Origin of the sequence: Bacillus cereus group sp. MYBK139-1 (assembly GCF_051916915.1) — a bacterium.
Lineage (GTDB): Bacteria > Bacillota > Bacilli > Bacillales > Bacillaceae_G > Bacillus_A > Bacillus_A pacificus.
Genome location: NZ_JBQAHO010000001.1, coordinates 329,594 through 342,050 on the forward strand (window position 1 = coordinate 329,594; position 12,457 = coordinate 342,050).

A 12,457-nucleotide genomic window follows, 5' to 3' on the forward strand; every position below is an offset into this window, starting at 1 on the left:
AAAATGGTTCATGTGAGTATGGTGAAGATTGGTGAAGTACAATCTTCTATAGATGAGAAAGTGTATTGTAATTGGGGGAGTATTATTTCAAACATCAAAATATATCCAGAGTATATTGGAGGATTAGCAGGTCTTGAGGATTATTCTCATGCAATTGTTATTTTTTATATGAATGATTTTCAAGAAGAAAACAAACATTTGTGGGCTAGAAAGCCAAGGGGATTAAGTGATTTTGATGAAAAGGGATGTTTTGCTCAGCGGACAAAGCATCGCCCAAACCCTATTGGAATTACTACTGTTGAAATATTATCAATTGATAATAACGTTATGACTGTGCAAGGATTAGACGCTAATGATCGAACGGCAATTTTAGATATAAAACCATATATTGCTGCTTTTGATACAAGAGAAAATGCTCGTGTGCCAGATTGGATGAATAAGTTAATGGAAAATTATTTTTAATAGTAATACAAAAAGCTTTGCGATTTAGAATCGCAAAGCTTTTTGTATTACATTATACTATACGTATGGTTTCTTTATCTTTTCGGTTGAAAAATATGTTGAAAGAAGTATTTGTGATGTAAGTTATCGACAACTTTATTTGCTTGGTATGTGCGATGTTGTTCGAGTCGAAGTCTTTGCTCCATCATTTTGATTGCGTGATCAGATAAACGTAACATTATACATTTCTCCTTTTCTATAAATATAGGCAAATATTTGGTATCGATCCCATATTTATTATTAAGGAGGCAAAATGTGTAACATAGGCAAAAAGCACCTTCCTCTCCCATTACGCTTACGAGGTTAGCTGTCGGACTCGGGAAGTGAGAGTTTCCCTACTTAAATAAGATTCGCCCCAAGTAGCAAAGCTACAAAAATGGTTCCCCCGCTCCAAATTTTGGACTCAGCAAAAGGTTTTATAAAGTAAAAGATAACATAAATAAATCGATGAGTCAAACTATTTGTTGTTTTCTGATTTTTTAAGTGAAGTTAAAACCACTCCATCGGGTAATATGATATTCTTTACTTCAATAAAGCCATGTTTTTTATATAAAGACAGAGCAGGTGTATTTTCTTTTCCTGTTTGTACAATATATGTTTTGGAAGGGGAGAACATGTCAAATACATAAAGCAGTAATTTTGTAGCAATTCCCTTATGAAAATGATCAGGGGATACTACTAAACGATGAATATCAACTTCGTCTTTTTCAATTTTAAAAGAGATGAACCCGGCAAGTGTATCTTCATAAAAATAGCCATAGAAAATTTCATCACATGATTGAATATCGGGTACAGTATCATAAAGGCGAGGGATAGCTGTACTATTTATATATTTTGCTTCGATTTCATAAGCGGGTATTTGAATATTTAAAATAGAAGCAGCGGTTTTGTGAGAAGTTGGTATTAATTTTTGAATCATAGGGGAAAGCCTCCTTGTATACTTTATTTTCATAGATTTGACAAGATTTTTCTTTTTTGGATATAATAATTATAGTAGTTACATAATTATTTAGTATGAAAAAGAAATACACTATAATAGAAATGGAGGACTAGAAATGGGATGGATTATCACATTAATAGTTGGTGCTATTATAGGTGCAATTGCTAGTTCTATAACGGGTAAAAATTTTCCGGGCGGTATATTCGGAAATATTATTACGGGTTTATTAGGTGCTTCGTTAGGCAGTAAATTATTTGGATCTTTTGGACCATCTTTTGGTGGGATTCATGTCGTGCCAGCATTATTAGGAGCAATTGTGTTAATTTTTATTGTATCATTTGTAGTGAAAGCTGCAAAGAAATAGATATATAGATTATGATGAAAAGCCCTGGATAAGGGCTTTTCATCATTCGAAGAGGTGGTTTCGTTGGAGAAAATAAATATAAGAAAAAGGGATAAGCTGAAAAAGTTTTTTAGAGAACACAATTATTTAGCAGTGTTACTTGGGTTTGCACTATTGTTCATTAATATTTTATTACTAACAAAAATATCATTTGTTTTTACACCATTTATCGTCTTTTTAAAGACAATTTTCTTCCCCGTATTATTAGCGGGCGTACTATTTTATATTTTGCATCCATTCGTTTCACTTCTTGAAAAGAAAGGTGTTTCAAGAATTGTATCGATAGCCTCGATATACTTAATAGTAATTGGATTATTTGTGTTTTTAGTTTTAACGGTTATTCCTATTATTAAAGATCAAATCGATGCGTTAATAGATAACTTACCGTATTTCGGGCATGAAATCGAACGAGCAGCACGTAGATTTGGAGAAAGTAATTTACTAGGAAAAATTCAAGAGAATTTAAATATTGATGTAGCGAGTATGGTAAAAGATTACACCGTTGATTTTACGAAGTCGTTATCATCAGTAACAGGAAATGTAACTGGATTTTTAAGTACTGTTACAGAGGTCGTTTTAACGTTTGTAATGGTTCCGTTTATATTGTTCTACCTTTTAAAAGATGGTGAGCAATTACCGAATCATTTTTTAAAGTTTATTTCAGAACAAAGACGACCAGCAGCAATGAGAATACTAGATGATATGCATTATGCGATTAGCTCGTATATTAGAGGGCAAATTATCGTTAGCTTATTTATCGGTATTATGCTATTAATTGGTTACCTTATTATCGGTATTAAATATGCGGTACTACTCGCTATTTTAGCGATGATTGTAAATATCGTTCCGTACGTAGGCCCGATCATTGCAATTACACCAGCTTTAATTATCGCATTTATTGACTCGCCAGCAATGGTTTTAAAGGTAATTATCGTAATGATGGTCGTACAATTAGCAGAAGGCAAATTTATTTCTCCGCAAGTTATGGGGAAAAAGTTAGATATTCATCCGATTACTATCATCTTTATTATTTTAACTGCCGGAAATTTATTTGGAATTATGGGGATTATTTTAGCAATTCCAGGGTATGCGATATTAAAAGTGTTAGTGACGCACGGTTATCGATTTGTTAAGTTGAATACGTGAAAAAAGCTAGAACAGATATTACTGTTCTAGCTTTTTTGCTCTTTCTATAGTAGACAAATTAATCTTATGCGTAAGCTTTTAATTCAACAATAGGTAGATTGCTTTCCTTTAGTTTATAATCAAAGATTAAATCGTCCATGCGAAAATTAGCATCCACTTCAAGAGAAATAAAAGTACCTCCGATTTCTACTTGATTTCCGTTCTCATTTTCAAAAGTGAGCGCACCTTCAAACGTTTCTATGTACTCATCGCAAGTGTATAAATATATAGCGACAGGTGTAAAATGTATAATTACTCCTAAAGTATCACCTTGCGTTGTATCATCGTTTTTAAACTCATCAATCTTTTCATCGTTCTTTTTAGTAAACCAACTCATGACATCACCTCTTTTTTTGTATTACAAATTGCTTCTGTACATATCGATTATATATTGTGCGGAATAAATTGGTAATGATTATTATTAAAATGTTAAAAAGTTTGAATATTTAGTTTTGCATGGAGGGAAAATGTGATAAACTGTAAAAAAATAACGAAAAGCGATGAAAGAGAATAGTACATATTCGAAACTTTTCAGAGAGCTGATGTGTGGTGGGAATCAGCAAGGAATGAATATGGAATGGGCTCTGGAGCTTCTAACTGAAATGAGTAGGTAAAGACGGTTACTTCCCGTTATTGAAGTGTGAAGTGAGCTATAAAGATAGCTAATTAAGGTGGTACCGCGGGAGTCTCTCGTCCTTTTTTAAGGATGAGGGGCTCTTTTGTTTTGAGAAAGGAGGAGTTAGGATGAGTGACAAAATAATGTTAACAGGAATTAAGCCGACGGGTTATCCGCATTTAGGAAATTATATTGGTGCAATTAAACCTGCGTTGCAAATGTCAAAGAAGAAGGAAGGAAAAGCATTGTATTTTATAGCGGATTATCATGCGTTAAATGCTGTGCATAATCCGAGTCAGTTCAGTAGTTACACGAAAGAGGTAGCAGCTACTTGGTTATCACTTGGACTTGGGGAAGATGTTATTTTTTATCGGCAAACAGAAGTACCAGAGATTCTAGAATTAGCTTGGATATTAGCTTGCCTAACTCCGAAAGGGCTTATGAACCGTGCTCATGCGTATAAAGCGAAGGTAGAGCAAAATAAAGAAGCGGGTTTAGAGGTCGATGCCGGAGTGAATATGGGGTTATATACGTATCCAATATTAATGGCGGCTGACATATTACTATTTCAAGCTACGCATGTACCTGTCGGAAAAGATCAAATTCAGCATATTGAAATCGCGCGCGATATTGCGACGTATTTTAATCATACATTCGGCACGACATTTAAACTTCCAGAGTATGTTATACAAGAAGAAGGTGCAATCTTACCTGGTCTTGATGGAAGAAAGATGAGTAAAAGTTATGGGAATGTAATCCCATTATTTGCGGAGCAAGAAAAACTACGAAAGTTAATATTTAAAATCAAAACAGATTCTTCACTTCCAAATGAACCGAAAGAACTAGAAACGTTATTTACGATTTATAAAGAATTTGCGACAGAGGATGAAAGGCAGTCGTTACGTGAAAAATATGAGACTGGAATCGGATGGGGCGATGTGAAAAAAGAGTTATTCCGCGTTGTAGACCGTGAATTAGCTGGGCCACGTGAGAAATATGCTATGTATATGAATGAACCGAATTTATTATATGAAGCGTTGGAAAAAGGTGCTGAGAAGGCAAGAGAGATCGCGAAGGTGAATTTAGCGGAAATTAAAAAACGGATTGGATTTGAGAGGGAGCGCTGAGCGTTCCCTTATTTTTTTACAAAAAAACCGAACGGAATTTCAATTTGTTACCAATATAGAGTGAGGAGGGATAAAAATGGTTACAATTCTCGAATTAAAAATGTTGCTCATTCAAATAGGAACAGAAATTGTACCACCTAGTAATCTAAAAGAAAAAATTTTAATTCAGGTTAATTTGGTGGAGGGCATAAAACTTAATAATGTTGAGGTGAATAATGATGAGTGAAGTTGTGTTAGCAGTTCAAGGTTTAAGTAAGACATATGAGAGTGTAGATACAAATGTTAGAGCCTTACAAAATGTATCTTTGGAGTTAAATAAAGGAGAACTCATTGCCATAATGGGAACGAGTGGATCTGGAAAGAGTACATTACTAAATATTCTTGGTGCTCTAGATAAGCCTGATGAGGGGGTTATCTATGTAAATGGTGAAGTTCCTGAAAATATGTTCATTGAACCGTATGCGACAGAGTACAGAAGGGATAACATAGGATTTATATTCCAGTCATTTCATTTATTAAAGGATTTATCTGTAGAAGAAAATATTGCGTTACCCCTCATATTATCAGCTGATTCAGAAGAGGAGATACGAGAAAAAACAAATAAAATATTAGATGTTCTAGGTTTAGTAAATTGGAAAAATCATCGACCAGTGCAGCTTTCTGGTGGACAACAACAACGTGTTGCAATTGGTAGGGCGTTAATAACATCTCCTCCAATTGTTCTTGCAGATGAACCTACTGGAAATTTAGATTTCAATACGTCTAATGATATTTTACGAGTACTAGTCGATATGAAACAAAAATTTAATCAAAGTATGATTCTTGTTACTCATGATCCCCACATTGCTACGTATGCAGATCGGGTTCTCTTCTTTCATAATGGAGAAGTTGTTGATGATTATACGTGTTCTCATGGAGTAAATGATATGAATATTATTTTAGATAAATTCAAAAAATTAATGGAGAAATCAAAATGATAAAATCAGTACGAGGATTAAGTTTACGCTTTTTTAAGACGAATAAATTCACTGCTATTTCTTCTATCGTTAGCGTTATGTTGGCTGTTTCTCTAATTGTTACGATGATTGTATTTTCGAGTCATGCGAAACAGTCTGTTATAAATGAAGTGAAAAATGTATACGGAGATATGGATTTATCTGTGGGATATAATCCTGATCAAAATAAATTGATGGATAAATCTTTACTGCAAAATATTAAGGAACAAGAAAATGTTGAATACATGTCAAAAGTATTAGTAAATCATTTGCAAGTAAATAAATTGAATACAGCTATTTATACAGTAGGTGTTCAAAACGATTCATTATCTAAAAGTCGATATCACTTTTCTAAAAATCTATCAAATGAAGAAGTAACATTAAATGATGGATTAGCAGAAACTTTACAAGTAAAAGTTGGGGAAAAGATTGTAATCGAAAATAAATCATATGTAGTAAAAGAAGTGTTGCCTGATATAGAAGCTGGAGGTTCAGCTCCAGATATACTTATTTTATCTGAAGGTGCGGTGAAACAGCACGTATATGAAAAAACGGGTAAACACAATGAAGCTACTTATGTGTTAATAAAAGCAAAAGATAATGCTGATGTACTAGCATTATCTAATCAAATTCATAAAATAGACAAAGCATTAAGAATCGATATTGCGGAGGAAGACGAGTTTTTAAAAAGTAATTTAGCATCATTACATACTTTTATAATCGTTTTATCTACATTAACACTTATTATTACTGCGTTATTGTTGGTGTCTAATTTTGAAGTGTTTTTATATAAATATAAAAGTCAATTTGCTATTATGCGATCAATGGGTGCAACAACGAAACAACTGTTTAAAGTTATATTTATTCAATGTAGTGTAATTAATTTCTTTGGTGGAATATTTGGTTTGCTACTAGCTGTAATAAGTAACCGTTTTTTACAAAGTTGGCTAGAGCATGTATTTGCTTTTCAAATTAATTCAATAAGTTTTGACTATGAAATAGCAATTGTAACAGTGATTTGTAGTATCTTTTTCATTGAATTGTTTATGATATATCCTTCATACAGAAGTTCGAAAATATTGCCAGTAAAGCTTATGCGCGAAAATGAAGAATCCGACTTTTCTAATAAAAAAACACGCAGTATTATGGGGAAATTCCTTTTAATGAGTAGCATCTTTTTAACTGCTTTAGGTGGGTTTGTAGCAAATACGGGAGATACGCAGGCAATAGTGATATTAATAGGAGCTATATTTCTCGTTTTAGGAGTATATATTTTATTTCCGACTTATCTCTCTTCAATATTAATAGCATGTCTACCTATAATGAAAAAAATATTTGGAAGGAATACATTTGTTGCTATTAAAAATGTAATTCCGCAAGTAAGAAAAAATACATTTGTTATCTTAATGATAAGTACAATGATGGTGATAGTTGTCTTCGGGTCCACTATATTTAAAACAATGCAAAAAAATAATGAAAGATATTTACAACGAGAATTTCCAACACATATTGTTGTGGAAAATCGTTTGAATAATGATTCAACAATTTCCTCAACTCATATACAAAATATATTTAAAGAAATAAGTAGTGTAAAAGGAGCTAGTACGATTAGTACGAACTCACTGGCAGAATTAAAGCAAGGTGAAAAATATATTACTTTTGACTATAATTTAGGTGATGTAAAGGAAATGGAAAAGCAAGGGTTACTGCCAGAAGTACCTGCAAATTTAGAAAATAGTATAATTGTTACAGAAGAGTTAGCGGGGCGATATAAACTTCATGTAGGGGATATCGTTCAATTGGGTCTATTTTCAGAACAGGAACAAAAGGTTAGACCGACTGGTAAGGTAGAAGTTGGATTAATTGTTAACGAGCTACCGAATTCTCCTTCGGTACTCATGGATTGGAGTAATGTAACATATAAACAAGGTTATACAGTTTTTGAGCGTGCATTTATTAGTTCAAATAATGAGAGAGAGACGTTGGAGCAATTAAAGAAAGTGAAAAGTCAATATCCACAATTAAAAATAAGTAGTTATACTCAATCATTAAAACAATCTAATTTAATGTTTCAGCAAAGGTGGTCCATTTTCATCGTTGTTATTGTAGTAATTTTGTTTAGTGTAACATTAGGGGTATGTAATACACTTATAAATAATATTCAATCTAAAAGAAAAGAGTTTGCTATTTTACGAGCAATAACAGTTAAGAAAAAAGGGATTGTACAAATTATTTTGACGCAAGTTAATTTATATGTACTTATTGGAATCGTACTAGGGGCTGTTATAGGAGCATTATTAACCTATATGGTAAGTATAATAGATCGTACATCTTTATTTTTTGATTTCAAACTTATCGTTACGGTAATAGCGGGGATGTTTGGAATAGTCCTTATTATTTTTATCCCTTTTGCTAATAGAATAGGAAAAAGGGATATTGTACAAGAGTTAAATAGGGATAATAAATAAAAGAGGTTAACCCAAGTAGCTATTCAGTTACTTTTGGGTCAATCTCTTTTTTTATTAACAATTGATTTGTATATTGGTGTGCTCATTCATAAATGTATAGTGCATTATATTAGTTAAATGCCACCGAGTAATATCATTAGGTGAAGTAAGTAGTTCGCATTTCTTTTTGAAACTTATTAGTTGCATATATGAAAAAGTATGCTACTATAGGGTTACTTATTAAACTTGTTTAATAAGTATAATTAAAGTCACTTATTAAAGAGGTTTAATAAGTGGGGTTCATTTGATTACGAAGGAGATGATTCTATGAAAACAGAAAAAGAAAAGATGTTAGCGGGAGAAATGTATATTGCAGATGACGAAGAATTAGTAGCTGATAGGGTGGAGGCAAAACGTTTAACACGTCTTTATAACGAGGCGATGGAGACAGGGGATGAACAACGTTTTACATTATTAAATCAGCTTTTAGGTTCTTCAGCTGATGGGAAAGCTCAAATTAATCCTGATTTTCGTTGTGATTACGGCTACAATATTCATGTTGGAAAGAGCTTTTTCGCAAATTTCAACTGTGTGATTTTAGACGTTTGTGAAGTTCGAATCGGTGATTATTGTATGTTTGCACCTGGTGTTCACATTTACACTGCTACGCACCCTTTACATCCAGTAGAACGAAACTCTGGTAAAGAATATGGAAAACCAGTAAAAATAGGTAACAACGTTTGGGTTGGCGGGGGCGCTATTATTAACCCTGGTGTTTCAATTGGAGACAACGCTGTAATTGCTTCAGGAGCAGTTGTGACAAAAGATGTACCTAATAATGTAGTTGTTGGTGGTAATCCAGCTAAAGTTATTAAAACGATAGACTTATAGAAATCGTTTTTTATGAGTACATGAATAAACTGATGTCGTATCGTATAGAAAATGTGAAAGGTGTTTCATATAAAGAAAAATAGTGCGGAAAATCGTACGAAGACATTACTTACTTCTTGAAACGCTCTTTTTCTTATTTGTTTTGCCGATTTTTTCGTTTGCTGTAAGTTTCTATCATAGGTTATACACAATTTTTAAGTATACTAGGGGAAGCATTCGGAATATGTAATGCTTTGCTAGCTGTTTTATTATTTGCTCTGTTATCTGGAATTGTATGAACACATGAAGCGAAACAGAGAGTGCATGCAGCGGAAATATATCATCTTTATTGCTTTAGAAAATGATGTATGATATATTGTCAACGCAACTTATTAAAAGGATTTAATAAGTATGTTGATTAAGGTGGTGAGCGATTTGAGTGAACAATTTGTTACTCAAAAATCGATTAAAGAGACAATCCTTCGCGGCATTCGTACAGTTCTTCTAGAGCGAGGTAGTGCAACGAAAGTTGAGCTTAGTAATACATTAGAAATTAGTTTTCCAACGATAAGTAAATTTATAGAAAAAATGAAACAAGACGGTGAAGTCACTTTAGCTGGTTTAGATGATTCAAGTGGTGGAAGAAGAGCGAAACGATATGAATATAATCCAGAATATATGTTAGGTTTAGCAATATTTTTAGAAAAAAATGAAACAAACTATACAATTTTCAACTGTTTAGGGGAAGTAAAAGAACAAGGAAGTACTTCAAGTATGTTAATTGATACGGGCGTAAATGTATTATCTAAACATATTGAAGGTCTTATCGCTACATTCCCGAAAATAAGCTCTATATCAATTGGTGTGCCTGGTTCGGTTGATAATGGTCGTATTTTTTATATTCCTGGATATGAAAAGTTCCAAAATTTTAATTTGAAAAGTCATTTGGAGGAACAGTTTTCTATACCAGTAGTAATAGAAAATGATATGAATGCCGCAGTACTCGGCTATCATAAAAATACTGGAAATAATGAAAACTCCTCTCTTGTATATTTGTATTCAGGTCAAAATGGACCAGGTGCGGGGATTATGGTAAATGGAGATGTCGTACGAGGGAGTACGTTTTTCTCAGGAGAGATATCTTTCGTACCGCAGTATGATAATAAAAATTTCTTACAAGCTTTGAGAAGTGAAGATTCGAATAATCCAGAGGAATATAATATAGATGCTATTACTCGTTTAATAGCTACATGTATAGCTATTATTAACCCTCATGCCTTTATCTTCTGTGATGATGAAGTAAATCAATTTGTTATAGATCAAATTGTAAAAACTTGTCCGCAGTACATTCCGGCGGAACATATTCCGAAAATAACAGTGAGTAATTGGAAAGAAGATTATTTATATGGATTAAAAAGTCTAGGACTTGATCTTATGATTACGAGAACGAATAAAGAAAATTAAATGTCCTGGCAATGAAGCATCCAATTGTCAGTTGAATAACATAAAAGAAAAGGTGCCAATTATGAAAATTGAACATGTAGCAATTTGGGTGAATGATTTAGTAGGAATGCGTGATTTTTATAAACAATATTTTAATGGTGAAGAAAATAGCTTATATCATAATCCGAAAAAGCAATTTAAATCTTATTTTATAACTTTTGAAGGTGGTGCGCGTCTAGAACTTATGAAGCAGGTAGGGATAGATGATGCATTACAAATAGAAACAATAGGATATGCGCATATTGCTTTTTCTGTAGGTAGTGAAGAAAAAGTGAACGAATTAACGAATACATTAAGAGAAGCAGGATACGCTGTGTTAAATGGCCCGCGTACTACAGGTGATGGTTACTATGAAAGTGTAGTAAGTGACCCTGAAGGAAATCAGATTGAAATAACGATCTAACATGAACAACCTCATTTCGCATTATCATGACGAGAAATGAGGTTGTTTTATTTTTATCTTTAATTGGAGTGATGAAAATCGTGAAGAATCCCCTCAATAACTGGATGAAGAGTACTAGGTAATTCATCAAGCGGAAAGAAACGTAATTCTTTTGATTCTGTTTGATCACATACAAGCTCACCGTGAAATTCTCGGCAAATATAAACAACGAGTACACCGTGTACTTGATCGCCGTTTGGGTAGATTTGAAAGAAATCTGGTCCGGAATATGTACGGAATAGTTCTGAATTTTTAATAATAAGTCCAGTTTCTTCATATACTTCTCGTTTTAAAGCGTCTTCTAACGTTTCGTTATATTCTAAGGCGCCGCCAATGATGCCCCAGCGGTTGAAGTCTGTACGGAGCTGCAATAATATTTCGTTTTTCTCATTTACTATTATAGCGTGTGAACCTATTAAAATCAGTGGATGATTTCCTACTAAATTTCTCATGTCTTCGATATAACCCATAGTTGTTCTCCTTATAGCTAATAATAATTAGGAAGTTCTTTTAACATTCTTTCTGTTTTACGTGCTGTAAAAGCTAAGTTATGGTCATCTTTCGTTCTGAAAAATAATGTGCGTAAAAAGGTTTTAATGTTGGCGCATAAAATACAATATTCATTTAACGAAAGGCGTTTTCTAATTTGGGGAAGCCTTTTTATTTTTTTTTGAATAATAGAAATTAACTCGTCTTGCGGGAAGTCATGATACAGCATTGCTAGTAATGGCGTAACAATTCGTTCATCTTCGTTATTATGAAAAAGGTCAGATGGAATGAAGATTTTATTTAATAAGCAATGAATTAATTCTTCATACCATTCAAAGGTCGTATAAGAATTGTGGACAATTTCAGTAAAGGCATCAGATACGTGAGCAAGACAATGAGCCCATCCTTTATTTTCAATATAACCTCGAAAATCTGTTTCTAAGTTTGTGTATGTAATGAGTTTGTTTTTTATTTCTTCAATGTCCTCCTCTGTAAAAAAATAGTGCGAGTTAGCGAATTGGAGTATTAACGCAATTAACGAAACAGTGTAAGAACGTGTGAAAACCCCATCTGAATGCGGGGAGTAAATGTCACAATATAAATATTCATCACTTAAACAAGTTTGCAACAGTAATTTCAGTTGATCATCCATAAGGAATTCATGATGAATAAAATGCACAAAACATTTATATATAAGCTGGTAACGAACGTAACTATCAGTCGTTCCGATATACTGAAGCATATGGAGCGTTAATTCATTTATATCTATATGTCGCAGTTGCGTATAGTCATTTTGTTGTATAAGCTCTAACTGTTGTTGCAGCGCTGTAATATCCAATGGAGAACCTCCTCCGCACTTTAAAGATGCGATGTTTTCTAGTATTCTATATATTCAAGGACAATCCTGCTCATGCAAGGAGAACAAGTAGAAATTCAAGT

15 protein-coding genes, 1 pseudogene, 1 riboswitch and 1 other annotated feature are annotated in these 12,457 nt (G+C 33.1%); of the genes and pseudogenes, 11 read left to right on the top strand and 5 right to left on the bottom strand.

The annotated features are described in order from the left end of the window. Positions 1–3: 3 nt before the first annotated feature. Positions 4–462 (top strand): tRNA (N6-threonylcarbamoyladenosine(37)-N6)-methyltransferase TrmO, encoded by a 459-nt coding sequence (tsaA, locus tag ACTFRS_RS01685; protein ID WP_000233801.1) that lies wholly within the window; start codon positions 4–6, stop codon positions 460–462. A gap of 74 nt (positions 463–536) precedes the next feature. On the opposite strand, the gene ACTFRS_RS01690 is transcribed toward tsaA, so the two are convergent. Then, positions 537–680: a hypothetical protein gene (locus ACTFRS_RS01690; RefSeq protein WP_000945246.1), complete on the bottom strand. Its 144-nt coding sequence runs from the start codon at positions 678–680 to the stop codon at positions 537–539. Positions 681–777: 97 nt separating this feature from the next. After that, a riboswitch (cyclic di-AMP (ydaO/yuaA leader) is annotated at positions 778–920 on the bottom strand. Positions 921–958: 38 nt separating this feature from the next. Next, complete coding sequence (locus ACTFRS_RS01695) at positions 959–1,420, bottom strand: GNAT family N-acetyltransferase (RefSeq protein ID WP_139866171.1); 462 nt, start codon at positions 1,418–1,420, stop codon at positions 959–961. A gap of 136 nt (positions 1,421–1,556) precedes the next feature. Between ACTFRS_RS01695 and ACTFRS_RS01700 the strand changes: the two genes are divergently transcribed. Beyond that, entirely contained in the window at positions 1,557–1,805 is a 249-nt protein-coding gene (locus ACTFRS_RS01700) for a GlsB/YeaQ/YmgE family stress response membrane protein (protein ID WP_087954853.1), read from the top strand. A gap of 63 nt (positions 1,806–1,868) precedes the next feature. Beyond that, positions 1,869–2,990 carry an AI-2E family transporter gene (locus ACTFRS_RS01705; protein ID WP_139866170.1) on the top strand — a complete coding sequence of 374 codons (1,122 nt, stop codon included), beginning with the start codon at positions 1,869–1,871 and terminating at the stop codon, positions 2,988–2,990. 64 nt (positions 2,991–3,054) lie between these two features. Here ACTFRS_RS01705 and ACTFRS_RS01710 read toward each other — a convergent pair whose 3' ends face one another. Then, positions 3,055–3,366, bottom strand: coding sequence for a hypothetical protein (locus ACTFRS_RS01710; RefSeq protein WP_000118346.1), 312 nt, complete (start codon positions 3,364–3,366; stop codon positions 3,055–3,057). Positions 3,367–3,520: 154 nt separating this feature from the next. Next, positions 3,521–3,730: a binding site (T-box leader), on the top strand. A 43-nt stretch (positions 3,731–3,773) separates the two neighbouring features. Between ACTFRS_RS01710 and ACTFRS_RS01715 the strand changes: the two genes are divergently transcribed. The 8 genes and pseudogenes from ACTFRS_RS01715 (at position 3,774) to ACTFRS_RS01750 (ending at position 10,990) form a co-directional block, all read left to right on the top strand. Next, a complete protein-coding gene (locus ACTFRS_RS01715; RefSeq protein ID WP_242294777.1) occupies positions 3,774–4,772 on the top strand; it encodes a tryptophan--tRNA ligase in 999 nt (332 codons plus the stop codon). A 76-nt stretch (positions 4,773–4,848) separates the two neighbouring features. Next, complete coding sequence (locus ACTFRS_RS01720) at positions 4,849–4,998, top strand: hypothetical protein (RefSeq protein ID WP_242294778.1); 150 nt, start codon at positions 4,849–4,851, stop codon at positions 4,996–4,998. Continuing rightward, positions 4,991–5,749 carry an ABC transporter ATP-binding protein gene (locus tag ACTFRS_RS01725; RefSeq protein ID WP_139866168.1) on the top strand — a complete coding sequence of 253 codons (759 nt, stop codon included), beginning with the start codon at positions 4,991–4,993 and terminating at the stop codon, positions 5,747–5,749. The genes ACTFRS_RS01720 and ACTFRS_RS01725 overlap by 8 nt, the downstream gene beginning before the upstream one ends. Further along, complete coding sequence (locus tag ACTFRS_RS01730; RefSeq protein ID WP_242294779.1) at positions 5,746–8,235, top strand: FtsX-like permease family protein; 2,490 nt, start codon at positions 5,746–5,748, stop codon at positions 8,233–8,235. The genes ACTFRS_RS01725 and ACTFRS_RS01730 overlap by 4 nt, the downstream gene beginning before the upstream one ends. A gap of 306 nt (positions 8,236–8,541) precedes the next feature. Beyond that, positions 8,542–9,105 carry a maltose acetyltransferase domain-containing protein gene (locus tag ACTFRS_RS01735; protein ID WP_242294918.1) on the top strand — a complete coding sequence of 188 codons (564 nt, stop codon included), beginning with the start codon at positions 8,542–8,544 and terminating at the stop codon, positions 9,103–9,105. A gap of 167 nt (positions 9,106–9,272) precedes the next feature. Further along, a pseudogene (locus tag ACTFRS_RS01740) lies at positions 9,273–9,383 on the top strand (MFS transporter); the annotation flags it as partial. Positions 9,384–9,519: 136 nt separating this feature from the next. Then, positions 9,520–10,548: an ROK family transcriptional regulator gene (locus ACTFRS_RS01745; RefSeq protein WP_242294912.1), complete on the top strand. Its 1,029-nt coding sequence runs from the start codon at positions 9,520–9,522 to the stop codon at positions 10,546–10,548. Positions 10,549–10,609: 61 nt separating this feature from the next. Further along, on the top strand, positions 10,610–10,990 hold the full coding sequence (locus tag ACTFRS_RS01750; protein WP_139866165.1) for a VOC family protein: 381 nt from the start codon (positions 10,610–10,612) through the stop codon (positions 10,988–10,990). Positions 10,991–11,049: 59 nt separating this feature from the next. Here ACTFRS_RS01750 and ACTFRS_RS01755 read toward each other — a convergent pair whose 3' ends face one another. Next, positions 11,050–11,499: an NUDIX hydrolase gene (locus ACTFRS_RS01755; RefSeq protein WP_440024413.1), complete on the bottom strand. Its 450-nt coding sequence runs from the start codon at positions 11,497–11,499 to the stop codon at positions 11,050–11,052. A gap of 17 nt (positions 11,500–11,516) precedes the next feature. Then, positions 11,517–12,356, bottom strand: coding sequence for a DUF2785 domain-containing protein (locus tag ACTFRS_RS01760; protein WP_139866162.1), 840 nt, complete (start codon positions 12,354–12,356; stop codon positions 11,517–11,519). Positions 12,357–12,457: the final 101 nt, after the last annotated feature.